This window comes from Cupriavidus basilensis (genome assembly GCF_000876015.1).
GTDB lineage: Bacteria > Pseudomonadota > Gammaproteobacteria > Burkholderiales > Burkholderiaceae > Cupriavidus > Cupriavidus basilensis_B.
Map to the genome: position 1 here is coordinate 31,323 of NZ_BBQM01000012.1, position 25,908 is coordinate 57,230.

The 25,908-nt window shown below is 71.5% G+C and carries 29 protein-coding genes; 15 read left to right on the plus strand and 14 right to left on the minus strand.

What is annotated here, in order from left to right:
• From nirJ to KF708C_RS07965, 8 genes are all read left to right on the plus strand, one after another.
• Window positions 1-1,164: a heme d1 biosynthesis radical SAM protein NirJ gene (gene nirJ / locus KF708C_RS07930; protein WP_059411407.1), complete on the plus strand. Its 1,164-nt coding sequence runs from the start codon at window positions 1-3 to the stop codon at window positions 1,162-1,164.
• A gap of 77 nt (window positions 1,165-1,241) precedes the next feature.
• Window positions 1,242-2,714, plus strand: a complete 1,473-nt coding sequence (locus KF708C_RS07935; protein WP_082079508.1) for a nitrite reductase — start codon at window positions 1,242-1,244, stop codon at window positions 2,712-2,714.
• 10 nt (window positions 2,715-2,724) lie between these two features.
• A complete protein-coding gene (cobA, locus tag KF708C_RS07940; RefSeq protein WP_020203217.1) occupies window positions 2,725-3,492 on the plus strand; it encodes a uroporphyrinogen-III C-methyltransferase in 768 nt (255 codons plus the stop codon).
• Between the two features lie 55 nt (window positions 3,493-3,547).
• On the plus strand, window positions 3,548-5,587 hold the full coding sequence (locus KF708C_RS07945; protein ID WP_059411408.1) for a ribonucleoside triphosphate reductase: 2,040 nt from the start codon (window positions 3,548-3,550) through the stop codon (window positions 5,585-5,587).
• A gap of 123 nt (window positions 5,588-5,710) precedes the next feature.
• A complete protein-coding gene (gene nrdD, locus KF708C_RS07950) occupies window positions 5,711-5,914 on the plus strand; it encodes an anaerobic ribonucleoside-triphosphate reductase (RefSeq protein WP_059411409.1) in 204 nt (67 codons plus the stop codon).
• Window positions 5,898-6,599 (plus strand): anaerobic ribonucleoside-triphosphate reductase activating protein, encoded by a 702-nt coding sequence (locus KF708C_RS07955; RefSeq protein WP_059411410.1) that lies wholly within the window; start codon window positions 5,898-5,900, stop codon window positions 6,597-6,599. Before nrdD ends, KF708C_RS07955 begins: the two co-directional genes overlap by 17 nt.
• Window positions 6,600-6,711: 112 nt before the next feature.
• Window positions 6,712-7,065, plus strand: a complete 354-nt coding sequence (locus KF708C_RS07960) for a metal-sulfur cluster assembly factor (protein WP_020203221.1) — start codon at window positions 6,712-6,714, stop codon at window positions 7,063-7,065.
• Window positions 7,059-8,201 carry a hypothetical protein gene (locus tag KF708C_RS07965; RefSeq protein WP_059411411.1) on the plus strand — a complete coding sequence of 381 codons (1,143 nt, stop codon included), beginning with the start codon at window positions 7,059-7,061 and terminating at the stop codon, window positions 8,199-8,201. The genes KF708C_RS07960 and KF708C_RS07965 overlap by 7 nt, the downstream gene beginning before the upstream one ends.
• A 210-nt stretch (window positions 8,202-8,411) precedes the next feature.
• On the opposite strand, the gene KF708C_RS07970 is transcribed toward KF708C_RS07965, so the two are convergent.
• Window positions 8,412-9,092, minus strand: coding sequence for a Crp/Fnr family transcriptional regulator (locus tag KF708C_RS07970; protein ID WP_020203223.1), 681 nt, complete (start codon window positions 9,090-9,092; stop codon window positions 8,412-8,414).
• 236 nt (window positions 9,093-9,328) lie between these two features.
• Window positions 9,329-9,880, minus strand: a complete 552-nt coding sequence (locus KF708C_RS07975; protein ID WP_059411412.1) for a hemerythrin domain-containing protein — start codon at window positions 9,878-9,880, stop codon at window positions 9,329-9,331.
• A 381-nt stretch (window positions 9,881-10,261) separates the two neighbouring features.
• On the opposite strand from KF708C_RS07975, the gene KF708C_RS07980 reads away from it, so the two are divergent.
• From KF708C_RS07980 to KF708C_RS35545, 3 genes are all read left to right on the plus strand, one after another.
• A complete protein-coding gene (locus KF708C_RS07980) occupies window positions 10,262-11,596 on the plus strand; it encodes a hypothetical protein (protein ID WP_059411413.1) in 1,335 nt (444 codons plus the stop codon).
• A 111-nt stretch (window positions 11,597-11,707) separates the two neighbouring features.
• Entirely contained in the window at window positions 11,708-12,250 is a 543-nt protein-coding gene (locus tag KF708C_RS07985; protein ID WP_029043665.1) for a flavin reductase family protein, read from the plus strand.
• A gap of 159 nt (window positions 12,251-12,409) precedes the next feature.
• A complete protein-coding gene (locus KF708C_RS35545) occupies window positions 12,410-13,333 on the plus strand; it encodes a hypothetical protein (protein WP_063922981.1) in 924 nt (307 codons plus the stop codon).
• Between the two features lie 20 nt (window positions 13,334-13,353).
• On the opposite strand, the gene KF708C_RS07995 is transcribed toward KF708C_RS35545, so the two are convergent.
• The 3 genes from KF708C_RS07995 to KF708C_RS35550 form a co-directional block, all read right to left on the minus strand.
• Complete coding sequence (locus KF708C_RS07995; protein ID WP_029043667.1) at window positions 13,354-13,737, minus strand: type II toxin-antitoxin system PemK/MazF family toxin; 384 nt, start codon at window positions 13,735-13,737, stop codon at window positions 13,354-13,356.
• The gene (locus tag KF708C_RS08000) at window positions 13,730-13,984 is read right to left on the minus strand and encodes a hypothetical protein (protein WP_052165880.1); all 255 of its coding nucleotides are present in this window, start codon (window positions 13,982-13,984) and stop codon (window positions 13,730-13,732) included. Before KF708C_RS08000 ends, KF708C_RS07995 begins: the two co-directional genes overlap by 8 nt.
• A 96-nt stretch (window positions 13,985-14,080) precedes the next feature.
• Window positions 14,081-14,359: a hypothetical protein gene (locus KF708C_RS35550; protein ID WP_156173765.1), complete on the minus strand. Its 279-nt coding sequence runs from the start codon at window positions 14,357-14,359 to the stop codon at window positions 14,081-14,083.
• Here KF708C_RS35550 and KF708C_RS08005 point away from each other — a divergent pair.
• Window positions 14,358-14,876, plus strand: a complete 519-nt coding sequence (locus KF708C_RS08005) for a hypothetical protein (protein WP_059411837.1) — start codon at window positions 14,358-14,360, stop codon at window positions 14,874-14,876. The two genes, KF708C_RS35550 and KF708C_RS08005, sit on opposite strands and share 2 nt — an antisense overlap.
• A 164-nt stretch (window positions 14,877-15,040) precedes the next feature.
• Here KF708C_RS08005 and KF708C_RS08010 read toward each other — a convergent pair whose 3' ends face one another.
• Window positions 15,041-15,784: an SDR family oxidoreductase gene (locus KF708C_RS08010; protein WP_020203231.1), complete on the minus strand. Its 744-nt coding sequence runs from the start codon at window positions 15,782-15,784 to the stop codon at window positions 15,041-15,043.
• Window positions 15,785-15,893: 109 nt separating this feature from the next.
• Between KF708C_RS08010 and KF708C_RS08015 the strand changes: the two genes are divergently transcribed.
• A complete protein-coding gene (locus KF708C_RS08015) occupies window positions 15,894-16,817 on the plus strand; it encodes a LysR family transcriptional regulator (RefSeq protein WP_059411415.1) in 924 nt (307 codons plus the stop codon).
• Between the two features lie 33 nt (window positions 16,818-16,850).
• Here KF708C_RS08015 and KF708C_RS08020 read toward each other — a convergent pair whose 3' ends face one another.
• The 8 genes from KF708C_RS08020 to KF708C_RS08055 form a co-directional block, all read right to left on the minus strand.
• A complete protein-coding gene (locus KF708C_RS08020; protein ID WP_059411838.1) occupies window positions 16,851-18,143 on the minus strand; it encodes an NRAMP family divalent metal transporter in 1,293 nt (430 codons plus the stop codon).
• Between the two features lie 49 nt (window positions 18,144-18,192).
• Complete coding sequence (locus KF708C_RS08025; RefSeq protein ID WP_020203234.1) at window positions 18,193-18,444, minus strand: DUF1488 domain-containing protein; 252 nt, start codon at window positions 18,442-18,444, stop codon at window positions 18,193-18,195.
• Window positions 18,445-18,612: 168 nt separating this feature from the next.
• Window positions 18,613-19,341 (minus strand): amino acid ABC transporter ATP-binding protein, encoded by a 729-nt coding sequence (locus KF708C_RS08030; RefSeq protein ID WP_020203235.1) that lies wholly within the window; start codon window positions 19,339-19,341, stop codon window positions 18,613-18,615.
• Window positions 19,322-19,978, minus strand: a complete 657-nt coding sequence (locus KF708C_RS08035; RefSeq protein ID WP_020203236.1) for an amino acid ABC transporter permease — start codon at window positions 19,976-19,978, stop codon at window positions 19,322-19,324. The genes KF708C_RS08030 and KF708C_RS08035 overlap by 20 nt, the downstream gene beginning before the upstream one ends.
• Entirely contained in the window at window positions 19,975-20,640 is a 666-nt protein-coding gene (locus KF708C_RS08040; RefSeq protein ID WP_020203237.1) for an amino acid ABC transporter permease, read from the minus strand. Before KF708C_RS08040 ends, KF708C_RS08035 begins: the two co-directional genes overlap by 4 nt.
• Before the next feature lie 113 nt (window positions 20,641-20,753).
• The gene (locus KF708C_RS08045; protein ID WP_156173766.1) at window positions 20,754-21,536 is read right to left on the minus strand and encodes a transporter substrate-binding domain-containing protein; all 783 of its coding nucleotides are present in this window, start codon (window positions 21,534-21,536) and stop codon (window positions 20,754-20,756) included.
• 60 nt (window positions 21,537-21,596) lie between these two features.
• The gene (locus KF708C_RS08050) at window positions 21,597-22,352 is read right to left on the minus strand and encodes a GntR family transcriptional regulator (protein WP_020203239.1); all 756 of its coding nucleotides are present in this window, start codon (window positions 22,350-22,352) and stop codon (window positions 21,597-21,599) included.
• Window positions 22,353-22,534: 182 nt separating this feature from the next.
• A complete protein-coding gene (locus KF708C_RS08055; protein ID WP_231586400.1) occupies window positions 22,535-24,034 on the minus strand; it encodes an efflux transporter outer membrane subunit in 1,500 nt (499 codons plus the stop codon).
• A gap of 144 nt (window positions 24,035-24,178) precedes the next feature.
• Between KF708C_RS08055 and KF708C_RS08060 the strand changes: the two genes are divergently transcribed.
• Together KF708C_RS08060 and KF708C_RS08065 are read left to right on the plus strand one after the other, a co-directional pair.
• Window positions 24,179-24,727 (plus strand): winged helix-turn-helix transcriptional regulator, encoded by a 549-nt coding sequence (locus tag KF708C_RS08060; RefSeq protein ID WP_029043669.1) that lies wholly within the window; start codon window positions 24,179-24,181, stop codon window positions 24,725-24,727.
• Between the two features lie 23 nt (window positions 24,728-24,750).
• Entirely contained in the window at window positions 24,751-25,860 is a 1,110-nt protein-coding gene (locus tag KF708C_RS08065; protein ID WP_059411416.1) for an HlyD family secretion protein, read from the plus strand.
• Window positions 25,861-25,908: the final 48 nt, after the last annotated feature.

The following is a 25,908-nucleotide window of genomic DNA, read 5'->3' on the forward strand; positions in this document are numbered from 1 at the left end:
ATGTTCCGCCTGTCCCGATTCATGGAAGCCCTGCGCGACGGCGGTCCGGTGCCGGCCCCGCGCCCGCCCGCCGGCCCGGTGGTGATCTGGAACCTGGTGCGGCGCTGCAACCTCAACTGCAGGCACTGCTACTCGACCTCGGCCGATACCGACTTCAAGGGCGAGCTGACCACGGCGGAGGCCCTCGCCGTGCTGGCGCAACTGCGGCAGGCGCGCGTGCCGGCGCTGATCCTGTCGGGCGGCGAGCCGCTGCTGCGGCCCGATCTGTACCCGCTGGCGCGGCGCGCGCGGGCGCTGGGTTTTCATCTGTCGCTGTCGTCCAACGGCACCTTGCTCGATCGCGCGCACGCGGCGCGGCTGGCCGATGCGGGCTTCGGCTACGTGGGCGTGAGCCTGGACGGGCTCGAAGCCACCCACGATCGCTTCCGGCGCAGCGACGGCGCCTTCGCGCGGGCGCTGGCGGGGCTGCGCGCGGCGCGCGCGGCCGGCCTGCGCGTGGGCGTGCGCATGACGCTGACCGAGGCCAACGCGGCGGAACTGCCCGCGCTGGTGGCGCTGACGGAGGCCGAGGGCATCGACAAGTTCTACCTGTCCCACTTCAACTACGCGGGCCGCGCGCGCGGCCACCAGCGCGACAACGCCCGCCATGCCCACACCCGCGCCGCGCTGGACTGGCTGTTCGCGCATGTGTGGGAGCGCGCGCGGCAGGGCCGCGCGGGCGATTTCGTCACCGGCAACAACGATGCCGACGGCGTCTACCTGCTGCACTGGATCGCGCGGCGCCAGCCCGCCCGCGTGGCCGACATGCGGCAGCGCCTGGTGGACTGGGGCGGCAACGCCACCGGCGTGAACGTGGCCAACATCGACAATCTCGGCAACGTCCACCCCGACACCATGTGGTGGACGGTGACGCTGGGCAACGTGCGCGAGCGCCCGTTCGGCGCGATCTGGGCCGACCGCAGCCATCCGCTGATGGCCGGGCTGGCCGCCCGGCCGCGCCCGCTGCAGGGCCGCTGCGCGGTCTGCGCGCAGCGCGCCATCTGCAACGGCAACACCCGCGCGCGCGCCCATGCCGTGAGCGCGAACGCCTGGGCCGAGGACCCGGGCTGCTACCTGACCGAGGCGGAGATCATGGCGCCGCTGGCCGCGGAGGTGCCGGCATGAACGCCGCCATGCGGTTGCCGCGCTGGCGGGCGCTGGCCGCCGTGCTGTCTGCCTTGCTGCTGGGCGTGCTGTCTGCCATGCCCCGTGCCGCCGTGGCGGCGGCGCAGGAAACGCCGGTGCCGCTGGATGCCGCCGCGTTCTACGGCCAGCACTGCGCGGCCTGCCACGGCGCCGCGCGCCTGGGCGGCATGGGCCCGGCGCTGCTGCCGGAGAGCCTGGAGCGCCTGCGGCCGCAGGAACTGGCGGCGGTATTGCGCGACGGCCGCCCCGCGACCCAGATGGCGGGTTTCGCCGGCCAGCTCGACGCCGCCGGCATCGACGCGCTGGCCGCGTGGCTGCGCGCCGCGCCGGCGGCGGCGCCGGACTGGAGCGCGGCCGACATGGCGGCCTCGCGCATCGTCTATCACCCCGCCGGCAGCCTGCCCGCGCGCCCCGTGTTCAGCGCCGACCCGGCCAACCTGTTCCTGGTGGTGGAGGCCGGCAGCCATCACGTCAGCGTGCTCGACGGCGACAAGCTCGAGCGCATCTACCGCTTTCGCAGCCGCTTCGCGCTGCACGGCGGCCCCAAGTTCAGCCACGACGGGCGTTACGTGTTCCTCGCCAGCCGCGACGGCTGGGTCAGCAAGTTCGACCTGTGGAACCTGACGCTCGCCGCCGAGATCCGGGTCGGGCTCAACACCCGCAACCTCGCCGTCAGCGACGACGGCAAATGGGTGCTGGCCGGCAACACGCTGCCGCAGACGCTGGTGCTGCTGCATGCCGAGGACCTGGCGCCCGCGCGTGTGTACGACGTGCGCGGCGCCGACGGCACGGCCTCGCGCGTGTCGGCGGTGTACGACGCCGCGCCGCGCGCGAGCTTCATCGTCGCCCTGCGCGACATCCCGGAGGTGTGGGAGATCCCGTATGGCGCCGCGCCGCCGCGCGGCGATTTCACGCCGCGCGTGATCGCGCTCGACGAAGTGCTCGACGACTTCTTCTTCGACCAGCGCTACCTGCACATACTGGGCGCCTCGCGCAACGGGCATGGCCAGGTGATCGACCTGGCGCAGGGGCGCAAGGTGGCCGACCTGGCCCTGAGCGGCATGCCGCACCTGGGCAGCGGCATCACGTGGGTGCGCCGCGGGCGCGAGGTGATGGCCTCGCCCAACCTGAAGCAGGGCCGCATCAGCGTGATCGACATGCAGAGCTGGCAGACCGTCGCCGAGATCGCCACCAACGGGCCGGGCTTCTTCCTGCGCAGCCACGAGAACACGCCGTATGCCTGGACCGACGCCATGATGAGCCCGCGTCGCGACACGCTGCAGGTGATCGACAAGGACAGCCTGCGGGTGGTGGCCAGCGTCACGCCCAGCCCGGGCCGCACCGCCGCCCACGTGGAGTTCACGCGGGACGGCCGCTACGCGCTGGTGAGCGTGATGGAGCAGGACGGCGCCATCGTGGCCTACGACGCGGCCACGCTGCGCGAGGTCGCGCGCATGCCGATGGACAAGCCGGTCGGCAAGTACAACGTCTTCAACAAGACCACCCGCTCGTCGGGGACCAGTCATTGAGGAGCATGAGATGGACAGGCAACTGAAGCCGGGCAAGGTATGGCTGGTGGGCGCGGGACCCGGCGATCCGGAACTGGCCACGGTCAAGGCCGCGCGGGTGCTCGGCCAGGTCCAGGTATGGCTGATGGACGACCTGGTGTCGCCCGGCATGCGCCGCTACGCCGCGCCGGACACGCGCATCATATCGGTGGGCAAGCGCGGCGGGCGCTGCTCGGCGAGCCAGGCCAGCATCCAGGCGCTGACGCTGGCGCACGCGCTGGCCGGCCGCGACGTGGCCCGCGTCAAGGGCGGCGATCCGCTGCTGTTCGGGCGCGGCGGCGAAGAGGCCGAATTCCTGCGCGCGCACGGCATCGCGGTGGAGGTGGTCAACGGCGTCAGCAGCGGCATGGCCGCCGCGCAGGCGCTGGGCATCGCGCTGACGCATCGCGCCCACTGCCACGGCGTGACCTTCGTCACCGCGCACACCAGCGGCGACGGGCGGCCCGACTGGCGCGCGCTGGCCGCCGGCGGCACCACGCTGGTCATCTACATGGGCATGGGGCGGCTGTGCGCGATCCGCGACGCCCTGCTGGCCGCGGGCATGCGGCCCGGCATGCCCGCGGCCGTGGTCATGCACGCCAGCAACCCGGGCGAGCGCCGCTGGGCCGGCACGCTGGCCACGCTTGCCGAAGCGCTCGCGGCGGGGCTGGCCAGCCCGGCGGTGGTCCTGATCGGCGGCGTGGCGGCGCAGGCGCTCCCGGACATGCCATACGCTTGCCCGCGGTCAATCAACATATAGTGTTTCACCGGTACGCTGTGGCCCATATCTAGTATGAATGTTGCCGGGAGAAGAGATGGAGCACCGTACCGAAGAAGCTGCCGTAGCCGCCGCGGGCGTGCCCGGCGAGGTCGTCAAGCGCAACGGCGAAAGAGCCGCCTTCGCCGTCGAGCGGATCCGGTCCGCGCTGCGCCGCGCCGGCGCCGCGGCCGGCGAGTTCGGCGACGCGCAGGCGGGCAGCCTCGCCGCGCAGGTATGCCGGGTGCTGGCGCACCGCTGCCAGGGCCGGGCGCCGGACGTCGAGCAGATCCAGGACGTGGCCGAGCAGGTGCTGATCGCCGCCGACTACTGCGACACCGCGCGCGCGTTCATCGCCTATCGCGGCCGGCACGCCAGGCTGCGCGAGGACCGCAAGACCCTGGTCGACGTGGCGGCTTCGATCAACGAATACCTGAGCAAGGCCGACTGGCGCGTGAACGCCAATGCCAACCAGGGTTATTCGCTGGGCGGGCTGATCCTCAACGTGGCCGGCAAGGTCACGGCCAACTACTGGCTGTCCCACGTCTACGCGCCGGAGATCGGCGAGGCCCACCGCAACGGCGACATCCACATCCACGATCTCGACATGCTGAGCGGCTACTGCGCCGGCTGGTCGCTGCGCACGCTGCTGCACGAGGGGTTCAACGGCGTGCCGGGCAAGGTGGAGGCGGGGCCGCCCAACCACATGTCGTCGGCGGTGGGGCAGATCGTCAATTTCCTCGGCACGCTGCAGAACGAGTGGGCCGGCGCGCAGGCGTTCTCGTCGTTCGACACCTACATGGCGCCCTTCGTGCGCAAGGACGCCATGTCCTACGCCGAGGTGCGGCAGTGCGTCCAGGAGCTGATCTACAACCTCAACGTGCCTTCGCGCTGGGGCACGCAGACGCCGTTCACCAACCTCACCTTCGACTGGACCTGCCCGGATGACCTGCGCGAGCAGGTGCCGGTCATCGGCGGGCGCGAGATGCCGTTCGCCTATGGCGAGCTGCAGCAGGAGATGGACCTCATCAACCGCGCCTACATCGAGGTGATGACGGCGGGCGACGCCAAGGGCAGGGTGTTCACCTTCCCGATCCCGACCTACAACATCACGCGCGACTTTCCGTGGGAATCGGAGAACGCCGCGCGGCTGTTCGAGATGACGGCCAGGTACGGGCTGCCGTATTTCCAGAACTTCATCAACTCGGAGCTGGAGCCGAACATGGTGCGCTCCATGTGCTGCCGCCTGCAGCTCGACCTGCGCGAGCTGCTCAAGCGCGGCAACGGCCTGTTCGGCAGTGCCGAGCAGACCGGCAGCGTCGGCGTGGTGACGGTCAACTGCGCGCGCCTGGGCCACCTGCACGCCGGCGACGAAGCGGCGCTGCTGCGCGCGCTGGACCGCTTGCTCGAACTGGGCAAGCAGAGCCTGGAGAACAAGCGCAAGCGGATCCAGCAACTGATGGACCAGGGCCTGTTCCCCTACACCAGGCGCTACCTCGGCACCCTGCGCAATCATTTCTCGACGCTGGGCGTGAACGGCATCAACGAGATGATCCGCAACTTCACCGCGGACCGGCACGACATCACCTCGGCGTGGGGCGAGGCCTTCGCGCTGCGCCTGCTCGACCACGTGCGCGAGCGCATCGTGGCCTTCCAGCAGGAAACCGGCCATCTCTACAACCTCGAGGCCACGCCGGCCGAAGGCGCGACCTACCGCTTCGCGCGCGAGGACCGCAAGCGCTGGCCCGGCATCCTCCAGGCCGGCAGCGCGGCGCAGCCCTACTACACCAATTCGTCGCAGCTGCCGGTCGGCTGGACCGACGACCCGTTCGAGGCGCTGGCGCGGCAGCAGCCCCTGCAGTCGCGCTACACCGGCGGCACCGTGCTGCACCTGTACATGGGCGAGCGCCTGTCCAGCGGCGCGGCCTGCCGCGAGCTGGTGCGGCGCGCGCTGACGCGCTTCCGCCTGCCGTACATCACGGTGACGCCGACGTTCTCGATCTGCCCCACGCACGGCTACCTTGCCGGCGAGCATCCGTTCTGCCCGCGCTGCGACGAAGAGATCCTCGCGCGCAAGCGGGACGCGCTTGCCGCCTAGCCGCCTAGCCGCCTAGCCGGCTGGCCGCACGGCCGGGGGCATGGACGCCGCAATGATGGCGGCATCCCCCCGCGTTTTTTCCCGACCTTTCCCCCAACCTTTTTTCAACCCGGAGCACGCATCATGACCGACCACGCACGACAATCCGCCACCTCCCTTTCCACCCCGCCGGCCAACGTTGCGCTGCGCGACGAGGAGCGCCAGCCCTGCGAGGTCTGGACCCGGGTGATGGGCTACCACCGGCCGGTGGCCAGCTTCAACGCCGGCAAGCAGGGCGAGCACCGCGAGCGCAGGTTCTTCGCGGAGCCCCATGCGGTTGCCGCCTGACACCGCCGCCGCCACTGCCGCCGCCGCGTTGCGCGTCGGCGGCATGACGGCGCTGACGACCATCGACTTCCCGGGCCGCCTGTCCGCCGTGGTGTTCTGCCAGGGCTGCCCGTGGCGCTGCGGCTATTGCCACAACCCGGCGCTGCTCGATGCCGGCGCGTCCGCCGGCATGGCGTGGGCGCAGGTGCTGGGCTTCCTGGAGGCCCGGCGCGGCCTGCTCGACGGCGTGGTGTTTTCCGGCGGCGAGCCGACCTTGCAGGCGGCGCTGCCGGGCGCCATCGCGGCGGTGCGGGCGCGCGGCTTCGAGGCCGCGCTGCACACCGCCGGCATGTATCCCGGGCGCCTGGCGGCGGTGCTGCCGGCGCTCGACTGGGTCGGCCTCGACATCAAGGCGCCCGAGCACCGCTACGACGCCATCACGCGGGTGCCCGGCAGCGGCGGGCGGGCCTGGGAATCGCTGCGCCGCTGGCTGGCCAGCGGCGTGGCGGGCGAGTGCCGCACCACCTGGCACCACGGCCTGTTCGACGTCGCCGAGCTGCACGCGCTGGCCGCACGGCTGGCCGCGCTCGGCGTGACGCACTGGGCGTTGCAGGCGTGCCGCGGCGGCGCGGGCGCGGCGCTGGGCCGCGGCGACGTCGACCGGCTGGCGGCGCGCTTCAGCCATTTCACGCTGCGCGAGGCGTGAAGCGCGGCGCGCGCTTGCGCCATGTCAACCGATGCGCGGGTACGGGCCAGGCGGAGGACGTGGCCGTACTACGATGAAAGCGTGCATCACAGTAATCCGGGAGGAGGCAGGCATGCCGTTGGAACAAGCATGGAATGCGACAGGCGGTTTTGACTACCAGGGCCCGCAGGAATGGCTCGCGCCCATCACGGAGGCGCTGCGCCGCGTGGTGGACCCCGAGCTGGCGCTGAATATCCTCGACGTGGGCCTGGTCTACGCGGTGGCGGTCTCGGAGGGCGTGGTGAAGGTCACGATGACCATGACCTCGGCCGCGTGCCCGGTGGCGGACATGATTCTGGACGACGTGCAGTTCGAGCTCGAAGACACCATGCCGCTGGGCTATGCGATCGAGCTGGAACTGTGCTGGGAGCCGGCATGGTCGCCCGAGCGCATGAGCGCGGCGGCCAGGCGCGTGATGGGATGGTGAGGGCGCCGCCGCGCCGCGCGCGCGAACGCCGGCGCGGCGCGTGGCCGCGCGTCGCGGTGCTGGCGCCGGCCGTCCTCGCCTTGCTCGCGGGCCTGCTCGGCGGCCTGCTGCGCGCCGGCGTGGCGCTGCCCGGCGCCGGCGCCGCCGGGCTGCCGTGGCAGGCGTTCGCGTTCCACGGCGCGCTGATGACCGGCGGCTTCTTCGGCACGGTCATCGGCATCGAGCGGGCGGTGGCGCTGGGCCGGCGCGCGGCCTTCGCCGCGCCGCTGGCGTCGGGGCTGGGCGCGCTGCTGCTGGTGGCGGGGTTTCCCGCGGCCGGCGCGTGGCTCATGGCCGGCGGCGCGCTGGCGTTCGTCGGCGTCAGCGTGGCCGTGCTGCGGCGCCAGCCGGCCGCGCACACCGCCTTGCTGCTGGCGGCCGCGCTGGCGTGGCTGGCCGGCACCGCGGCGCTGGCCTCGGGGCGCGCGCTGGCCTCGGTCAACGCCTGGTGCTTCCTGTTCCTGGTGGTCACGGTTGCCGCCGAGCGGCTCGAGATGACGCGCCTGATGCGCCGGCGGCGCGGCGCGCAGGGCGCCTTGCTCGCCATTCTGGCCGCGCTCGCGCTGGGCGCCGCCGGCTCGGCGCTGGACGGGCGCGCGGGCACGCTGGGCGGCTGCGTCTATGGCGTGGCGCTGGCCTGCCTCGCCATCTGGCTGGCGGTGTTCGACATCGCGCGCCGCACGGTGCGCAGCCACGGACTGAGCCGCTACATGGCGGTCTGCCTGCTGCTCGGCTACGGCTGGCTGCTGGTGGCCGGGGCGGCATGGGCCGCCACCGCGGCCGGGCTGCCGTGGCGCGACGCGGCGCTCCACGCGCTGGGGCTGGGGTTCATCGTCAGCATGGTGATGGCGCATGCGCCGGTCATCCTGCCGGCCATCACGCGCATCCGGCTGGCGTTCGGCAACGGCTTCTACGCGCCGCTGGCGGTGCTGCACCTGTCCCTGGCCGCGCGGCTGGCCTTCGGGCACCGGCTGCCGGCGGTCAAGGCCGCGGCGGCGCTCGGCAACGTGGCGGCCATGCTGCTGTTCATTGCCGTCACGGCCGCCGCGGCGCGCGCGTGGCGGACCCGCGCGGCGGCGCTTGCGCGGCGGTCCTGAAAAAAAAGAGCCTGCCCGCGATGCCTAGGACATCATCGGGCAGGCTTCCAGCAGTACCACTACATCGAGGCCGCCGGGCAAGCCCCCGCACCCCGGCAACCTCACCATGATCTTGCCGCGTGCCCGCGCCGGCCGCCTTGTCGGCGGACAAGCCGATGGCAGGTGGCGCGGCTGACTCGCGCCGCCCGCGCCCAACTCGCGCTGCTCCGCTTAACCCGCGGCGAACCGCAGCTGCAGCGCCTGCACGTCGTGGATCACGACCTCGGGGCCGGCCACGCTGATGAGGGCGGCTTCGCTGAGGCGCTGCAGCGCGCGCGAGAGCGTGGCCGGCGACAGCCCCAGCTTGGAGGCGATCAGGTTCTTGTTGACGGCGAAGCGGGTCAGGTTGCCCTCGCGCGGGCGGTTCAGCAGGTAGCCGATCACGCGCTGCTGCGCGTTCTGCAGGTTGACCGTCTCGATGTCCTGCACCAGCGAATGCAGGCGCATCGACAGGCCGGCGAGCATGCGGCGCGCGAAGGACGGGTCGCGGTCGATGGCGGCGAAGATGTCCTTCTTGCCGAGCAGGATGAGCAGCGTGTCTTCCAGCGCCTGGGCATCCACGAGGTAGGGCCGGTCAAGGAACATGACGGCCTCGCCGAAGGCCTGGCCGGGGCCGAAGAACTCCACGACCTTCTCGGGGTTGCCGTGCAGCGACGGCAGCGCGAGCTTGATCTGGCCGACCGCGACGACGTAGAGGCCCGGCGCCGCGTCGCCGCGCCGGAACACGTGGCCATGCCTGGGGACCCTGACCTCGCGGCAGGAACCGGCCAGCTCGCTCAACTGGCCGGCATCGAGGTTGCGGAAAAGCGGCAGGCTGCCCAGCAGCCCGTCGAGATTGAGTTTGTGGCGCATGCTTTGTCTCGGTGACGGTGGTGGCACCGGTCGGTCTGTCGGCGCGGGCCGTCATGGCGGGGCACGCGGCAGCGGCACAGGGCGTGCGCGGCGACCGGCTCGCAGCGCATAGGATTCCACGCGGCGGCCCGCCGGATTTTGTGGTGGGTCAAGTTGCATCGCCCCGGCGCGCAGGCCGCGGCCGGATGTGACGTGGCGCGCGCGTGCCGCCTGTGCCGCCTGTGCCGCGTGCGGCGCTAGCGCGCGCCTCTTCGCCGCGCCATGCGCCGGCCGATCTCGGCGAGCCGGTCATGCGGCAGCTTGTCGGCGGCGGGATAGATTTCGCGCTCCTCGCGCAAGGCATGCGCGGGATAGCCGGTGGCGAACGGGTCGAGCTCCGGCGGGGCGGCCTGCGCGGTCCCTTGCGAGACCGCTTCCAGCCACGGCTGCACGGCGCGCCACAATGCGCCGAGATGCCCGTGCTCGGCGGCGATCTCGCCGATGCGGGCGTCGAGCGCGGCGTCGCCCAGTTCCCGCAGCGCCGGAAACAGGTCTTCCTCCTCGTCCATGTGGTGCAGCGGCGCGGCGACCTGGAAATAGCGCAACGCGCCGGCGGCCGCGCTGCGCGCCTCCTCGTCCGCGCCGTGCTGCGCCACGTGCCGGGCCAGCCTGGGGCACAGGCCGGCGAAGCGCCGCACCTTGTCGTGGCAGGCCAGCAGCAGTTCGATCGGCGACTCGAAGCCGGGCAGGCTGGCGGTGGTGGAAAGCATGGTGGAGTCCCGGTTGAGGCAGGCGGCCGTGGTTTGCATCTGGTCTGCGTGGAGTATGGCCGAAAGTATGGCCGAAAGCGGAACCCGCCGGTTGAGATGGAGCAAGCAGGCGCGGGAATGCGGCGGGCCGGCTGCCGCAGGCACAATCCGCAGGCGCGGTCCTTCACCGCGATCAAGCCGGCGCCGCGGCCCGGCGGCTAGCATGCGTGCGGCGGGATGGACGGCGCGGGGCCGTCCGCGCCTTGCTGGTTTGCCTGTTCGCTGGTTTGCCTGTTCGCCTGCCCCGCGCCTTGCTTCCCGCTTCGGGCGGGGGACTGATCCGATGCCGAAACCGCCGCTTTGCCCGCCATGCTTTTTCTTGTGTCCCGCCGTGTTCGGCCACACCCCGGGCCACACCCCGGGCCGGTTCCCGGAGCACCCATGAAGCCCGCGCGCCTGAGATACGAGAACGCGCCGCGGCCCGCCGTGGTCCTCGGCTGCCTGCTGCCGGCACCGTGGCTTGGCGCCGCCGCGGGACTGCTGCTGGCATTCGGTCCGCCGGACGGGCTGCCGTCGCGGTTCGCGCCGGTCGCGCTGGCGGTGGTGCATCTGCTCGCGCTGGGCATGCTGGCGCCCGTCATGGTGGGCGCGCTGTTCCAGATGATGCCGGTGATCGCCGGGGTGCGGGTGCCCGGCACCGCCGCGCTGGCGCCGCTGGCCGCGCTGCTGGGCGGGGGCGCCGCGCTGGGGCTGGCCAGCGGGTTCGTGGCCGGCTGGCTGCCCGGTTTCCGCGCGGCGATCCTGCTCGGGGCGCCGTTCCTGGGCCTGGTCGGGCTGGCCTTGCTGCGGGCCGGCGCGCGCGTGGCCGCGGCGGATGCCACCACGCGCACGCTGGCGCGCGCGGGCGCGCCGCTGATCGTGACCGTGGCCACCGGCGCGGCGCTGGCCGGCGTGCTCGGCGGGCAGTGGCAACTGCCGCTGCGGCCGCTGCTGCAACTGCACGTCGCCTGGGGCCTGGTGGGCTGGCTGGCCGCGCTGGTCGCCGGCGTCGCCGCCACGGTGGTGCCGATGTTCTGGCAGGCGCCGCGGCTGCCCGCCGTGGTGGCGTCCTTCCTGCCGTGGGGAATCTGGCTGCTGTTGCTGGGCTACAGCGGGGTGGCGGTCGACCTGCCGGCGCTGGCGGAGGTGGGCGCGCTGCCGCTCCTGCTGCTGCTGGCGCTGCTGGCCCTGCTCGGGCTGCGCGGCATGCTGCGGGCGCGGCGCCGGCATGATCCCGGCTGGCGGCTCTGGGTCGCGGCCTGCCTGAGCGCGCTCGCGGCGGCGGCGCTGGCGATGGCGGCCCCGCTGTTGCACGGGGTGGCCGCGCTGCCCTGGTGGATCGGCACGGCGGTGCTGGTCGGATGCGGGGTGCTGCCGGTCACGGCCATGACGGGCAAGATCGTGCCGTTCGTGATCTGGCTGCACTTGCGCCGCGGCCTGCCGCTGCCGGCGCGGGTGCCGGCCATGCAGGCGATCATTGCGCCCGCGCGGCAGCATTGGCAGGCCCGCCTGCTGCTGCTCGCCTATGTCCTGCTGCTGGCGCTGCCGCTGGCGCCGCGCTGGCTGGCCCTGGCCGGCGGCATGGCGTTCGCGCTCGCCAACGCCTGGCTCGGGCTGCAACTGCTGTGCGCGGTGCGGGTGTTTCGCCGCGTGACGGCCGCGGGCGGGCTGCCGCCCCGGCACGCGGCCGGGTATGGCTGGCACGATGGGCATGACGGGCATGACCAAAGAGGTTGACGCAGGGCAAGCCGGGCCGGGCGCGATTGCGTAGCATGAGTCAGTGGCCGGCGGGTGCGCTTGCCTGCGCCCGCCGCGCCGTGCATTGCCAATCATCGCGAGGTGCCTTCGATGCGTCAAATGGAAATGAGCAAGGTCTTTACCCTGATGGAGTCCGGCCCGGTCGTCCTGGTGACGACCCATGATGGGCAGAAGGACAACATCATGACCATCTCGTGGACGATGGTGATGGACTTCACGCCGGTGTTCGCGCTGACCACGGGCGCGTGGAACTACTCCTACGCGGCGCTGCGCAAGCACGAGGAATGCGTCATCGCCATTCCGACGGTGGACATGCTGGACACGGTGGTCGGCATCGGCACGTGCTCCGGCGCGGACACGGACAAGTTCGCCCGGTTCAGGCTCACGCCGGTGCCCGGCAAGGTCGTTAAGGCGCCGCTGATCCGGGAGTGCTTCGCCAACATCGAGTGCAAGGTCATCGACATCGTGAAGAAGCACGACATCGTCGTGCTGGAGGCCGTTGCCGCGTGGATCGATCCCGAGCGCAAGGAGCAGCGCATGGTCCACGCCGTCGGCGACGGCACGTTCATCGTCGACGGGCGCAAGTTCGACCGGCGGGAGATGATGGCCTCCAAGCTGCCGCCGGGCGTGTAGCGCACCCGCGCAAGCGCAGGCGGATGCGCATTGCGCCGCCGCGGCGCCGGCGAAAGTGCATGCTCCCGCGCCCCGTTCGCCATGCCCTTGCACACCCCCGTGGCCATCGACTACGTTGATTCTCTGAGGCCGGCGTGGCCGCTTTGATGGGGACCAACGATGAACAGGGTCATAGGACACCTGGCCGCGCTCGTTGCCTTGGGCCTGTGTGCCGCCGGCGGAGCACGGGCAGCCGACGCCGGCTGCGGGCCCGCGCCGGCCGAGGGATCGGTGCGCTGCGACGATCCCGGCAGCGGGATGCGCTGCTCGCTGGTGACGGGCGAGCGCCCGCGCAACCAGCGCCCGTGGTGCGGCAACGCAGCGCTGACGAGCCGCTATGAGCGCATCCACGCCGAGCAGCAGCGGCTGCTGCGCGCCGGCGCGATCCGCGATGCGGACGTCGATGCGTGGCGCGCCCGGCGCGATGCCTGCGAATCTGCATCATGCCTCGAGAGCCTGTATCACGAATGGTGGCGCTGGCGCGATGCGGGACGCTTCCGTTCCGTGCCGCCATCCGTGCCGCCATCCGCGCGATCGTCCGTATCGCCTTCCGCATCCTCTTCCGCATCGCCTTTCGCGGCGCTTCCCGTGCCGCCTTCGGCGCAGCCCGCCGCCAGCGTCGTGGCGCGCGTTCCGCCAAAGCCGGCGCCTGTGCCTGCACCTGCGGTGGCGGAAAGGGCATCTCCGGCGCCATTGCCCGCGATGCGGGACAGCGCGCGGCCGGCCGGACCGGCGCTGGCGCCGGCGCAGGCCGGCGCGCCGGATGTCCTGGATGTTTCGGACACCTCGGATGCATCGCCGGCCGGCACCGCCGCGGCGCCTGCCGCATCCCCGCCGGATTCGGGCGTCCCGGTTTCGCCGGCCTTGCTGGGCGGCGTCGCCGCGTTCGGCATGGGCGCGGTCTATGCGTGGCAGCGCCGGCGCGGCCGGGGCGCGGCACCGGGCCACGGACGGCGCCGGGCCATCTCCGCGGTCATGGCGATCTTCTATGGCCTGCTGATCGTCAACGCCTTGCTGCTGCCGTTCACGCTGGGCTGGAGCTGACCGTTGCCGCCCGGCCGGCGCTAGCGCCCGGTGAGCAGCAGCAGCGCTTCTTCCACGCGCTTGAGGTGCGCTTCGCTGACCCGCCCGATCGGCGCGTTGCCGACGAAGCGGTGGTTCGACACGGCGCGGACCTGATCGACCAGCAGGTCGGTTTCCCGGGGCGGCTCGCCCGGCTTGGCGAACTTGCCCGCGCGCACGCGCAGCGGAAAGCCGTCGCCGCCGGCGTCCTCGTAGATGTCGGTGGTGCCGGGCAGGACGATGGTGGTCGGGTGGCCGGCCTGGTTCAGGATGTCGGTCTGGATGACGAGGGCCGGGCGCCCCGCCTTGCCCGGTTCCTCCTTGTGGGTCTGCGGGGACAGGTCGATCACCCAGACCTCCCCGCGCCGGTGTTGTGGCCTAGGCAAGCCCGTCCTCCAGGCTGTCGTCCATGGATTCGTTTTCCGCCAGCGAGCGGGCCGACAACCGGCGCGACAGGAAGGCCATGCGCTCGGCCATCGCGCGCTCGTTTTTCTCGCGCACGGCCTCGCGGACGTAGTCCGAGCTGGACATGCCGGCGCGGCGGGCAAATTCACGTGTCTGCATGGCGAACTCCTGCGTCGTGCGGAAGGAAAGGGTGGTCTGGGCGGGCTGAGCGGAGGCGGCCAGGGTCATCGCGGTCACTTGGCATGGTTACTCGGATAGACGCCATTGTATTCCTTTTTTACGTGCGATTTTGTATTACCGATGGTATTACAACAGGATGTGTTGTCACTGGGGGACGGGAAGGGCTTCCGGCGAATCCGTCGCGCATTTGTCGCCCATCCGCCGCTCATCCGCCCCGCATCGGCCTCGTATCCGCCCGCCGCCGGAAACCCCGGCGCGATGGCGGTGTGTTCGATTGTGGCTTGCCGCCGGCGCAAGGCAATGCGGCGAATTCTCAAAATTCGGCGCGACGGCGGCGCCGCGCATGGAATATTCCGCCGGGCTGGCGTGTTTACCGATCAGGCCCGGCGCACGCATCCGCGCCGACACTGGGGGAATGGTCATGGCATATCGCTTACCTGGATGGCTGGGCATGGGCGCGGCGGCGGCCGCGCTGTGCGCCTGCGCATCGCTCGAACCCGCGCAGACCGCGCAGAAGCTGATCGGCAGCCCGGAGAGCACCGTGCGCCAGGCGTTCGGCGCGCCCACGGAAACCTATCGGCTCGACGGCGGCACCAGCCGCTGGATCTACTCGAAGCAGCCGCTCGGGCATGAGGTCTACGCGGCGGATTTCGACGCCGGCGGGAACCTGGCGAGCTTTCGCCAGATGCTGACCGAGAAGGAGATCTACGAAGCCCGGCCCGGCGTCTGGACCAAGCAGGACGTGGCGCAGCGTTTCGGCCTGCCGCGCGAGCCGGTGCAGTATTACCCGCTCATGAAGCGCGAGGCGTGGTCGTACCGGCTCTATGCGAGCGGCTACCAGCCGGCCCACTTCAGCGCCTACTTCGATGACCGCGGCGTGCTCGACCGCACCATGATCATCATCGATGCGCTCGGCGGCGACCGCGGCCGCAGCAAGTGACGCGGGCTGCCGGCCTCGCCCGCGCCCGCGCGCCGGCGCGAGGGGCCGGGGGCGGGCCGCGAAGCGAGGACTTCGGGCGCCCGATCCCTCCCGTTCAAAGGGAGGGCGAGACGACGCACGGCATGAGATGACATGCCGCGCGCGCGGCGCGCGGCCGCGACCGTTCAGGCGTTGAAGCCGCCGTCGATGGTCAGGCTGGCGCCGGTCACGAAGCCGGCTTCGGGGCTGGCCACGTAGGCCACCATGCCGGCGATCTCGTCGGTGCTGGCGTGGCGCTGCAGCGCCATCAGGCCATGCATCAGGTTGGCGAAGTCGCCGGTCTCCGGGTTCATGTCGGTGTTGGTCGGGCCGGGCTGCACGTTGTTGACCGTGATGCCGCGCGGACCGAGGTCGCGCGCCATGCCCTGCACGAGGCCCTGCAGCGCGGACTTGCTCATGGCGTAGGCGCTGCCGCCGGCGAACGGCATGCGCTCGGCGTTGCAGCTGCCGATGTTGATGATGCGCCCGCCGTTGCCCATGTGCGGCAGCACGGCCTTGGCGGCGACGAACACCGCGCGCACGTTCACGTTGAGCGTCTCGTCGAAGTCTTCCAGCGAGAAGCTGTCCACCGGCCCCATGCGCAGCACGCCGGCGTTGTTGACGAGGATGTCGATCTTGCCCAGGCGGTGCGCCACCGCGTTGATGGCGCCGTCGAGCGAGGCGGGGTCGGCCACGTCGGCCTTGACCGCGATGGCGCTGCCGCCCGCGGCTTCGATGCTGGCGGCCAGCTCGTTGGCGCCGGCCGCGGAGCTGTGATAGGTGAAGGCGACGGTGGCGCCGTCGCGCGCCAGCCGGCGCACGACCGCCGCGCCGATGCCGCGCGCGCCGCCGGTGACGAAGGCGACCTTGCCGGAGAGGGATGCAGACATGATGAGGTTCCTGGGTGAGTGGAGGTGAGCGAAGTATGGTCACTGGACATCGGCTCCGGTAGACCGTAATCTGGATCATCTGCTTCAACCATTGGTATAAGCTGGCCGCATGGAAGCGCTCAACCTGCTCGAATCCTTCATCCAGAGCGCCGAGACCGGCAGCTTCTCCGCCGCCGCGCGCCGGCTCGGCGTGACGCCCGCCGCGGTCAGCAAGAACGTGGCGCGGCTGGAGGCCAGCCTGGGCCTGCGCCTGTTCCAGCGCAGCACGCGCAGCCTGACGCTGACCGCCGGCGGCGAGCAGTTCCTGCACCGGGTGGGAGACCCCTACGGCGCGCTGCGCGACGCCTTCGCCAGCGTCTCGCAGGACGGCGGCAAGCCCGCCGGCGTGCTCAAGGTGAGCGTGGCGGTGGCGTTCGGCACCGAATACCTGGTGCCGCTGCTGGCGGAGTTCCTGGCGCGCTATCCCGCCATCGTGCCGGACTGGCATTTCGACAACCGCCCGGTGGACCTGATCGGCGGCGGCTTCGATGCGGCCATCGGCGGCGGCATCGAACTGACCGAGGGCCTGGTGGCGCGCGAGCTGGCGACCACCTACATGGTGGTGGTGGCGGCGCCCGCCTACATGGCCGGGCGCGGCATGCCGGCGCACCCGGCCGCGCTGGCCGGGCTCGACGCGATCGAGCGCCGCTCCATCGTCACCGGCCGCGTGCGCGCCTGGACGCTGCGCAACCAGGTCGGCGAGGAAGCGCCGGCCGCGGGCCGCACGCGCGTGATCTTCGACGACCCCGAGGCGATGGCCCACGCCGCCATGCTGGGGCTCGGCGTGGCCGTGCTGCCGATGCAGCATGCCGCGCGCTGGCTGGAGAGCGGGGCGCTGGTGCGGCTGCTGCCGGGCTGGTACGCCGAGCACGGGCCGGTGTCGCTGTACTACCCGAACAAGAAGCTGCTGCCGCCCAAGACGCGGGCGTTCGTGGCGTTCGTGGTCGAGGCGTTCCGCAGGAAGCGGCTGGCCGCGCGTTTCGACGGCCGCTGAGGGTTTGCGGTTCAGTCCACCCGCCCGCCAGCGCTACGCGCGCATGGTCACGAACATGGCGCCCACGGCCGCCGCCATCATCAGCGTGGCCAGCCAGCCCAGCACCTTCAGCCGCCGGCTGATGACGAACGGGCCCATGATGTCGGCGCGCGCGGCCATCAGCATCATCAGGGCCATGATGGGCACGGAGACCACGCCGTTGATCACCGCGCTCCAGTAGAGCGCCTTGATCGGGTCGATCTCGGTGAAGCCCAGGCCGATGCCGACCAGGGTGGAGACGGCGATGATGCCGTAGAAGCGCTTGGCCTGCATCGGCGCGCGCTCCAGGCTGTTGCGCCAGCGGAAGGCGCCCGCCGCGGCGTAGGCGGACGAGCCGCCCAGCACCGGAATCGCCAGCAGGCCGGTGCCGATGATGCCGGCGCTGAACAGCACGAAGGCGAAGTCCCCGGCGATCGGGCGCAGCGCCGTGGCGGCCTGCGCCGAGGTCTGGATGTCGGTCACGCCATGCAGGTTGAGCGTGACGGCCGTGGTCAGGATGATGAAGAAGGCCACCAGGTTGGAGAAGCCCATGCCGATGCCGGTGTCGATCTTGATGCGCCGCAGGTTGGCGTCGGCCTGCGCGGGCGCGTGGATCAGCGGCCTGGCGCGCTCGTCGGCCAACTGGTCCTCCACTTCCTGCGAGGCCTGCCAGAAGAACAGGTAGGGGCTGATGGTGGTGCCGAAGACGGCCACCACGGTGGTGACGTACTCGGGCTTCCACGACATGCGCGGCGCCAGCATCTTCGCCAGCACCTGGGACCACGGGATCTGCACCACGAAGGCGGTGGCCACGTATGCCAGCAGCGCGAGCGTGAGCCATTTCAGGATGCGGACGTAGCGCCGGTAGGGAATGAAGACCTGCAGCAGCAGCGAGATCACGCCGAACACCACGGCGTAGAGCTGCGCCGGGCCGCCGGCGATGAGCCGGAGCGCCTCGCCCATCGCCGACACGTCCGCGCCGATGTTGATGGTGTTGGCCACCATCACCAGCCCGACCACGCTGTACAGCAGCCACGCCGGATAGTGCCGCCGGATGTTGGTGGCCAGCCCGTGGCCGCTCACCCGCCCGATGCGCGCGCTGACCACCTGGATGCCGACCATCAGCGGATAGGTGAAGAGCACGGTCCACAGCATGTTGAAGCCGAACTGCGCGCCCGCCTGCGAATAGGTGGCGATGCCGCTCGGGTCGTCGTCGGCGGCGCCCGTGATCAGTCCCGGGCCGAGCTTCCTGAGCCAGTATCCGGCCGTATTGCCGGCGGGTTCCGTCTGCGTGGCGGTGGTTTCCATGTCCGGCACCATCGTCTGCCCTTCGTGGCCTGGCGGCATGGCTGCTGTGTCAGGAAAGCAGGTACATGTTCTGGCGGCTGGCCGCGTAGCGGGTCCTGGCCAGCTCCAGGATCTGCTCGCGGTGCCGGTCGAAGGCGGCCAGCACCTCGGGCTCGGCCGGGCCCATCGCCGGGTCGAGATGGGCGAGCACGGCATCGTTGACGAGGAACGTGACTTCGCGCGCGTTGTCGTAGCCCCAGAACCACACGCAGTGCTTGGCCGCGTCGTAGCTGCGGCTCGGGTTGGGAAAGCTGAGTGCCATGTTGCGCCTCGGTTGGCCGGACACCTGTTCCGGCCGGTGCCTGCCGGCGGCGCGCGGACGTTCCGTGCGGGCCGGTGCGCAAAAGCGGATGATGGGCGTCTCGTCGATCGGTATGGGCCCGGATTGAGCCACGCCCCAATCATACGCTGGCCGGATGCCGATGCCGTGTCAGGCCGCCATCCCCAGGAACTGCTGCAGTTCCGGCGTGGCCGGCTTCGTGAACAGGTCTTCGGGCGCGCCCACCTCGTGCACGCGGCCCTGGTGCATGAACACCACGCGGTTGCACACCTCGCGCGCGAAGCGCATCTCGTGCGTGACCATCAGCAGCGTCATGCCTTCGCTGGCCAGCTGGCGCACCACGTTCAAGACCTCCATCACCAGTTCCGGGTCCAGCGCCGAGGTGATCTCGTCGCACAGCAGCGCGCGGGGCTGCATCGCCAGCGCGCGCGCGATGGCCACGCGCTGCTGCTGGCCGCCGGAGAGCTGGTCGGGATAGCTGTCGAATTTCTCCGCCAGCGCCACCTTGGCCAGGCATTCGCGCGCGCGGGTGCGGGCCTCGGCCTCGCTCACGCCGGCGGCCACGGTGGGCGCGAGCATGACGTTGCGCCCGGCGCTCAGGTGCGGGAACAGGTTGAACTGCTGGAAGATCATGCCGACCTTGCGGCGCAGCGCGCGCAGCTCCAGCTCGGTGCTGCCGAGCTTGGCGCCGGCCACCGTGATGTTGCCTTCGTCGATGCTTTCCAGGCCGTTGATGCAGCGTAGCAGCGTGCTCTTGCCCGAGCCGCTCTTGCCGATGATGGCGACCACCTCGCCGGCTTCGATCTTGAGGTCGATGCCCTTGAGCACTTCGTTGGCGCCGAAGCGCTTCTTGACGTTTTCAATGGCGATGAGCGACATTGAGCTTCCTTTCCAGGTGGCGGCTGTAGCGGGACAGGGGCCAGCACAGCGCGAAATAGATCAGCGCGACCAGCGCGTAGACGGTGAAGGGGCTGAAGGTGGCGTTGGTGATCACGGTGCCGGCCTTGGACAGCTCGACGAAGCCGATGATCGACGCCAGCGCGGTGCCCTTGATGATCTGCACGACAAAGCCCACGGTGGGCGCGATGGCGATGCGCAGCGCCTGCGGCAGGATCACGTGGCGCATCTGCTGCACGTGGCCCAGCGACAGGCAGCCCGCGGCTTCCCACTGCCCCCTGGGGATGGCCTCCACGCAGCCGCGCCAGATCTCGGCCAGGTAGGCGCCCGACCACAGCGACAGCGCCAGGCCGGCGGCCAGCCACGCGGGAATCTCCACGCCGAACAGCGCCAGCCCGAAGAAGGCCAGGAACAACTGCATCAGCAGCGGCGTGCCCTGGAAGATTTCGATGAAGGCCCAGGCCGCGCGCCGCGCCGCCGCGCGCCGGCTGATGCGCATGAACAGCACCACGAGGCCGGTGGCGGCGCCGCCGATAAAGGCCACCAGCGACAGCACCACGGTCCAGCGCGCGGCCAGCAGCAGGTTGCGCAGGATGTCCCACGTCGAGAAATCGGTCATCGGGCTCTCCGGAACAGCAGGCCGCCGATGCCGCGCAGCGCCTGGCGCAGGCCGATGGCGAGCAGCAGGTAGATGCCGGTGGTCAGCAGGTAGACCTCGAACGCGCGGAAGTTGCGGCCCTGCACGAAATTGGCGGCGAAGGTCAGGTCTTCGGCGGCGATCTGCGAGCACACCGCCGAGCCCAGCATGACGATTACCACCTGGCTGGACAGCGCCGGCCAGATCTTGCGCAGCGCCGGCAGCAGCACCACGTGGCGGAACACCTGGAACGGCGCCAGCGCCAGGCTGGCGCCCGCTTCGAACTGGCCGCGCGGCACCGCGGCGATGCCGGCGCGCACGATCTCCGCGCTGTAGGCGCCGAGGTTGATGACCATCGCCAGGATGGCGGCGGTCATCTCGCCCAGGTGCACGCCCGCGCTGGGCAGGCCGAAGAAGATGAAGAACAGCTGGATCAGGAACGGCGTATTGCGGATCAGCTCCACGTAGCCGCCGGCGACGGCGGCCAGCCAGGCCGGCCCCTGCGTGCGCGCCCAGGCGCAGGCGATGCCCAGGGCCACCCCGAGCACGCCGCCCACGGCGGTGAGTTCGGCGGTGACGGCGATGCCGTGCGCGAACACGCCGGCATAGTCGAAGGCCGAGAGAAAGTCGAATTGATAGGACATGCGGTGCCGTAGGTGGGCGCCCGGCGAGCGCGGGCGTGACCGGCCGCCCCGGTGCGTCCGGGGCGGCGGGACTTCAGGACTTCAGAGCATCAAGGCATCGAGGCATCGAGGCATCAGAGCGTGGAGGGCAGCGGCATGCCGAGCCACTTCACGGTCAGCGCGTTGAGCTCGCCGTCCTTCTTGACCTCGGCCAGGATGGCGTTGACCTTGGCCTGCAGCTTGGGCTCGCCCTTGTTCAGGCCGATGAAGCACGGCGAGTTCTTGATGAGGAATTTCGGCTCCGGCTTCTTGGGCGGGTTCCTGGCCAGGATGGCCGCGGCCACCACGTTGCCCGTGGCCACCAGCTGCACCTGGCCCGAGAGGAAGGCGCTGATGGTGCCGTTGTTGTCCTCGTAGCGCTTGATGGTGGCGGTGGGCGGAGCGATCTTGCTCAGTTCCAGGTCCTCCACCGCGCCGCGCGTCACGCCCACGGTCTTGCCGGCCAGCTCGGCCGCGCTGGTGACTTTCTGGTCGGCCGGGCCGAACACGCCGTTGTAGAAGGGCGCATAGGCCTCGCTGAAGTCGATGGCCTTCTCGCGCTCGGGGTTCTTGCCCATGCTGGAGATCACCAGGTCCACCTTCTTTGTCTGCAGGTAGGGCACGCGGTTGGTGCTCGTCACCGGCACCAGTTCCAGCTTGACGCCCATCTTCCTGGCGATCAGCGCGGCCACGTCGATGTCCAGGCCTTGCGGCTTCATGTCGGCGCTGACCGAGCCGAACGGCGGGAAGTCCTGCGGCACCGCAACCTTGAGCACGCCGGCCTTGACCACATCGTCGAGCGCTTCGGCGCTGGCGGCGTGCATGGTGAAGGCGAGCGCGGTGGCGCCGAGGCCGAGGAGGAGTCTGGAGAGCTTCATTGGGGGTCCTTGCTAGCTTGCCGTTTGGGTTGGGGTGAAGGGGAGACGGGTCCGGGGCGCTCAGTTGCCGCGCCCGAGCGGGCGCAATGCCTGGCGCAGCGGGTCGGGGCGGTCGTCGGGCGTGGCCGCGCTCAGGCCGGCTTCGACGTCGCCGAGATGGGCGTCCATCAGCGCGATGGCCTGCTCGGTGTCGCCGCGCGCCAGCGCCGCCACGATCTGCGCATGGTCGGCGCACGAGGCGTGGGCCTGGTGGCTGGACTGGTAGCGCATGGCGATCAGCGTGGTGCGCGCGGTCAGGTCGCGCAGCGTGTCGGCCAGCAGCACGTTGCCCGCGCATTCGCCCAGGCACACGTGGAAGTCGCCCAGCAGGTAGCTGCGCAGCGCGGCGTCGTCGGCCGCCAGCGCGCGCTCTTCCTGCGCCACGTGTTCCTGCAGCCGGCCGATGGCCTGGGCGGTGAGCGGCGGCGCGTAGCGCAGCAGCCCGAGTTCGATGGCGCGCCGCGCGGCAAAGGCCTGGCGGGCTTCCTGGCGCGACGGCTCGATCACGAACCAGCCGCGCCGCGACGACACCGTGACGATGCCGCGCGCGGCCAGCCGCGTGAGCGCCTCGCGCACCAGCGTGCGGCTCACGCCGAACAGCCCGGCCAGCGCCTGCTCGCCCAGGCGCGTGCCGGGGGCCAGGCGCTGGGCCAGGATCGATTGCGTGATGCGCTCGGCGATCTCGGCCGAGGACGCGGCGCGGCCGTCGTCAGCGCCGGCTTGCAGTGCCGGCGGCAGGGCGGCGTTGTCGGAAAGGTCGGGCGTGGGCAAAGTCATGCCACGCTGTAACGCAATAGGTATGCCAACCTGATATACAAGCAGCGCGCACAGGTTTTGTACGCAAAAATGGCATCGGCGTCATGCGGACGTGCACCAGTTGGGCGCCGGCGGCGCCGCGCGCCGGGCCGCGTGCACGCCGATGGTGCGGGCCGCCAGCCCGGCGTGGCGGCCCGGCGGGCTTACCAGCCGCCTCCCAGCGCCCGGAACGTCGCCACCGCCGCGCGCGCGTTGTCGGCATGCACGCGCGCCTGCTGGTCGCGCGCGGCCAGCAGCTGGCGCTCTTCGTCCAGCACTTCGAACAGGCTCACGGCGCCGCCCTTGTAGGCGTCCTCGGAGGCGCCGCGCGCGCGTTCGTGGGCGTCGATCTCGGTGTTCAGCTCCTTGCCCTGCGCTTCGAGCTCGGTGAGGGTGACGACGGCGTTCTCCACGTCCTCGGTGGCGCGCAGCATGGCCTTGCGGTAGTTGGCCAGCGCCTCGGCATTGGCGCCGCGCGCCTGCGCGACTTCGGCATCGACCCGGCCAAAGTCGAACAGGCGCCAGCGCAGGCCGGCCACGCCGACCGGCTGGAACGAGCCGGCCGAGAACAACTTGCCGGTGCTGAAGCTCTCGAAGCCGAGCAGCGCGGACAGCGACAGCTTGGGGTAGTACTCGGCGGTGGCCGCGCCGATGCGCGCGTTGCTGGCGGCCAGCCGGCGCTCGGCGGCGATCACATCGGGGCGGCGGCGCAGCAGGTCGGCCGGGCCCTGGGCCACGGAGATGGCGGGCACGGCGAGGCTGGGCTTGGCCGCCGGCCGGGCCAGTTCGGCGGCGTAGGTGCCGGGCTGCGCACCCATCAGCACGTCGAGCCGGTTCAACTGGGTCTGCAGCTCGATGCGCAGCGGCGGGATGGTGACGCGCGCCTGCGCCACCAGCGCCTCGGCCTGCGCGACTTCGCGGCTGGACGACAGGCCGTCGTCGAGGCGCAGCTTCACGAGGTCGAGCAGGCGGGCGTTGGTCTGCACCTGTTCCTGCGCGATGGCGATGCGCTGCTGCGCGCCGCGCACGCGGAAATAGGCGTCGGCGGCTTCGGCCGCCACCGACACGCGCACGCCGAGCTGCTCGGCCTGCGCGGCCTGGGCTTCGGCGTCGGCCGCCTCGGCGCCGCGCCGCAGGCCGCCGAACAGGTCGATCTCCCAGCTCGCGCCGGCGCCCACGTCATAGAGCGCGGGATTGCGGTTGTAGCCGGGGAACTGGCTGGCGATGCGGCCGATCGGGCTGCCCAGCGACTGGCGCTCCTTGACCGCCTGCGCCGACAGGCTGCCCTGCGGCAGCAGCTGCGCGCCGGCTTCGGCGGCCGCCGCGCGGGCCTGCTGCACGCGCGCCAGCGACGCGGCCAGGTCCAGGTTCTGGTCCAGCGCGCGCCGCACGATGCGGGTCAGCGCGGGATCGTCGAAGCCGGTCCACCAGTTGTCGAGCGGCGGCGCGGGCAGCGTTGCGGCGCGCGCGGCCAGCACCTCGGCATGCGGGTAGGCGGCGGCCGTCTCCAGCGCGGGCTGCCGGTAGTCGGGCCCGACCGCGGCGCAGGCCGCCAGCCCGAGGGCGGCGAGCGCGCCTGCCGCGCGCGCGGCATGGCGAATGGCGCCCGTGCGTGCCGGTTTCCGGTCTGGCTTGCGCCCGATGCGGGGCGGGGTCCGATCCATTGTCCATCTCCTTTTGCGGAAGTCCGGGAAGCGGCGTCGTCGCCGCCTCGCGAAAATCGTTCAACAAGTTACTTGCATGATGATATTGACAACTCTATACTAACTTTCATATTGATAGCAACATGATTTTCGGAGGTAGGGAACATGCGGAAAACGCCGCTCGACACAGCCCCGTGCCCCATCGCCCGCAGCCTGGCGCGGGTGGGAGAGTCGTGGAGCGTCCTGATCCTGCGCGAGGCGTTCTACGGCACGCGCCGCTTCGACGACTTCCAGAAGCAGCTCGGCATCGCGCCCAACATGCTGTCGCGCCGGCTCGAGATGCTGGTCGGCGAAGGGCTGCTGGAGCGCCGCCAGTATTGCGACAAGCCGCCGCGCTCCGAATACCTGCTGACCCCGCGCGGCCGCGATTTCCGGCCCGTGATGCTGGCGCTGCTGGCGTGGGGCAACCGGCACTACGCGCCCGAGGGCGAGCGCGTGGTGCTGGTGGACCGCCATACCGGCGCCACCGTCACGCCGGTGCTGGTCGATGCCGCCACCGGGCGGCCGATCACCGAAGCCGACCATTTCGTCGCGGCCGGGCCGGCCGCCAGCGAGCGCATGCGCGCCCGCCTGGCGAGGTCGGACGGCGCGCGCGCCAACGCCGCCAGCGGCGCCCCCATCCCTGGCGACCCGCTGACCGCGGGCGCCGCCTGAATCCGCATTGAAGAGGAAGCGTCATGACTAGTGAAATCGCCGCCGACCGGGCCGGCTCCGATCCCATCCCCGCGGCGAAACCCCGCGTCAGCCGCAAGCGCCTCGTGCTGGCCGGCGCGCTGGTCGCCGCCGGCGTCGGCCTGGCGCTCTACGGCCAGCACTGGTGGACCCACGGCCGCTTCCAGGAAAGCACGGACGATGCGTATGTCGGCGGCGAGGTCACGGTGGTCGCGCCCAAGGTGGCCGGCTACCTGGCCGAGGTGCTGGTGACGGACAACCAGCAGGTGCGTGCCGGCGACCTGCTGGCCCGCATCGACGACCGCGACTACCGCGCCGCGCTGGCCAAGGCCGAAGGTGCGGTGGCCGCGCAGCAGGCGCTGCTGGTCAACCTGGACGCCACGCGCGCGCTGCAGGATGCCGTGATCGGCCAGGCCCGCGCCGCGGTGACGGCGGTGGATGCCGATACCGTGCGCGCCCGCGACGACCAGGCCCGCTACCAGAGCCTGGCGGCCAAGTCGGCGGTGTCGGTGCAAAGCTCGCAGAAGGCCGATGCCGACTACAAGCAGTCGCTGGCCAACACGCAGCGCGCGCAGGCCAGCCTGCTGGCCGCGCAGCGCCAGATCGACGTGATCGCCACGCAGAAGCTGCAGGCCCAGGCCGCGCTGGCGCAGGCCATCGCCGAGCGCGACATCGCGCGCCTGAATGTCGGCTACACCGAGCTGCGCGCGCCCATCGACGGCATCGTCGGCAACCGGCGCGCGCGCGTGGGCGCCTACGCCGCCAGCGGCACGCAGTTGCTGTCGCTGGTGCCCACGCACGGGCTGTGGGTCGACGCCAACTTCAAGGAAGGCCAGCTCGCGCGCCTGCGGCCCGGCATGCGCGCCACGGTGGAGGCCGACGTGCTGCCCGGCCAGGTCTTCCGCGGCCGCGTGACCAGCCTGGCGCCGGCCACCGGCGCGCAGTTCAGCGTGCTGCCGCCCGAGAACGCCACCGGCAACTTCACCAAGATCGTGCAGCGCGTGCCGGTGCGCATCATGCTCGACGAGAACGACGCCAGGCTCGCGCAGCTGCGCCCGGGCCTGTCCGTGGTGGCCGAGATCGACGCCCGCGCCGACGCGCAGGTGCGGCAATGAGCGGCGCCGCGCTGGCGGGCGCGCAATCCGGCACGCAATCCGGCGCAC

What these genes read in the sequence shown, in the direction of transcription:
- nirJ (WP_059411407.1), top strand. Translation starts at nt 1, where the DNA reads ATGTTCCGCCTGTCCCGATTCATGGAAGCCCTGCGCGACGGCGGTCCG.
- KF708C_RS07935 (WP_082079508.1), top strand. Translation starts at nt 1,242, where the DNA reads ATGCCCCGTGCCGCCGTGGCGGCGGCGCAGGAAACGCCGGTGCCGCTG.
- cobA (WP_020203217.1), top strand. Translation starts at nt 2,725, where the DNA reads ATGGACAGGCAACTGAAGCCGGGCAAGGTATGGCTGGTGGGCGCGGGA.
- KF708C_RS07945 (WP_059411408.1), top strand. Translation starts at nt 3,548, where the DNA reads ATGGAGCACCGTACCGAAGAAGCTGCCGTAGCCGCCGCGGGCGTGCCC.
- nrdD (WP_059411409.1), top strand. Translation starts at nt 5,711, where the DNA reads ATGACCGACCACGCACGACAATCCGCCACCTCCCTTTCCACCCCGCCG.
- KF708C_RS07955 (WP_059411410.1), top strand. Translation starts at nt 5,898, where the DNA reads ATGCGGTTGCCGCCTGACACCGCCGCCGCCACTGCCGCCGCCGCGTTG.
- KF708C_RS07960 (WP_020203221.1), top strand. Translation starts at nt 6,712, where the DNA reads ATGCCGTTGGAACAAGCATGGAATGCGACAGGCGGTTTTGACTACCAG.
- KF708C_RS07965 (WP_059411411.1), top strand. Translation starts at nt 7,059, where the DNA reads ATGGTGAGGGCGCCGCCGCGCCGCGCGCGCGAACGCCGGCGCGGCGCG.
- KF708C_RS07970 (WP_020203223.1), bottom strand. Translation starts at nt 9,092, where the DNA reads ATGCGCCACAAACTCAATCTCGACGGGCTGCTGGGCAGCCTGCCGCTT.
- KF708C_RS07975 (WP_059411412.1), bottom strand. Translation starts at nt 9,880, where the DNA reads ATGCAAACCACGGCCGCCTGCCTCAACCGGGACTCCACCATGCTTTCC.
- KF708C_RS07980 (WP_059411413.1), top strand. Translation starts at nt 10,262, where the DNA reads ATGAAGCCCGCGCGCCTGAGATACGAGAACGCGCCGCGGCCCGCCGTG.
- KF708C_RS07985 (WP_029043665.1), top strand. Translation starts at nt 11,708, where the DNA reads ATGCGTCAAATGGAAATGAGCAAGGTCTTTACCCTGATGGAGTCCGGC.
- KF708C_RS35545 (WP_063922981.1), top strand. Translation starts at nt 12,410, where the DNA reads ATGAACAGGGTCATAGGACACCTGGCCGCGCTCGTTGCCTTGGGCCTG.
- KF708C_RS08000 (WP_052165880.1), bottom strand. Translation starts at nt 13,984, where the DNA reads ATGACCCTGGCCGCCTCCGCTCAGCCCGCCCAGACCACCCTTTCCTTC.
- KF708C_RS08005 (WP_059411837.1), top strand. Translation starts at nt 14,358, where the DNA reads ATGGCATATCGCTTACCTGGATGGCTGGGCATGGGCGCGGCGGCGGCC.
- KF708C_RS35550 (WP_156173765.1), bottom strand. Translation starts at nt 14,359, where the DNA reads ATGACCATTCCCCCAGTGTCGGCGCGGATGCGTGCGCCGGGCCTGATC.
- KF708C_RS08010 (WP_020203231.1), bottom strand. Translation starts at nt 15,784, where the DNA reads ATGTCTGCATCCCTCTCCGGCAAGGTCGCCTTCGTCACCGGCGGCGCG.
- KF708C_RS08015 (WP_059411415.1), top strand. Translation starts at nt 15,894, where the DNA reads ATGGAAGCGCTCAACCTGCTCGAATCCTTCATCCAGAGCGCCGAGACC.
- KF708C_RS08020 (WP_059411838.1), bottom strand. Translation starts at nt 18,143, where the DNA reads ATGGAAACCACCGCCACGCAGACGGAACCCGCCGGCAATACGGCCGGA.
- KF708C_RS08025 (WP_020203234.1), bottom strand. Translation starts at nt 18,444, where the DNA reads ATGGCACTCAGCTTTCCCAACCCGAGCCGCAGCTACGACGCGGCCAAG.
- KF708C_RS08030 (WP_020203235.1), bottom strand. Translation starts at nt 19,341, where the DNA reads ATGTCGCTCATCGCCATTGAAAACGTCAAGAAGCGCTTCGGCGCCAAC.
- KF708C_RS08035 (WP_020203236.1), bottom strand. Translation starts at nt 19,978, where the DNA reads ATGACCGATTTCTCGACGTGGGACATCCTGCGCAACCTGCTGCTGGCC.
- KF708C_RS08040 (WP_020203237.1), bottom strand. Translation starts at nt 20,640, where the DNA reads ATGTCCTATCAATTCGACTTTCTCTCGGCCTTCGACTATGCCGGCGTG.
- KF708C_RS08045 (WP_156173766.1), bottom strand. Translation starts at nt 21,536, where the DNA reads ATGAAGCTCTCCAGACTCCTCCTCGGCCTCGGCGCCACCGCGCTCGCC.
- KF708C_RS08050 (WP_020203239.1), bottom strand. Translation starts at nt 22,352, where the DNA reads ATGACTTTGCCCACGCCCGACCTTTCCGACAACGCCGCCCTGCCGCCG.
- KF708C_RS08055 (WP_231586400.1), bottom strand. Translation starts at nt 24,034, where the DNA reads ATGGATCGGACCCCGCCCCGCATCGGGCGCAAGCCAGACCGGAAACCG.
- KF708C_RS08060 (WP_029043669.1), top strand. Translation starts at nt 24,179, where the DNA reads ATGCGGAAAACGCCGCTCGACACAGCCCCGTGCCCCATCGCCCGCAGC.
- KF708C_RS08065 (WP_059411416.1), top strand. Translation starts at nt 24,751, where the DNA reads ATGACTAGTGAAATCGCCGCCGACCGGGCCGGCTCCGATCCCATCCCC.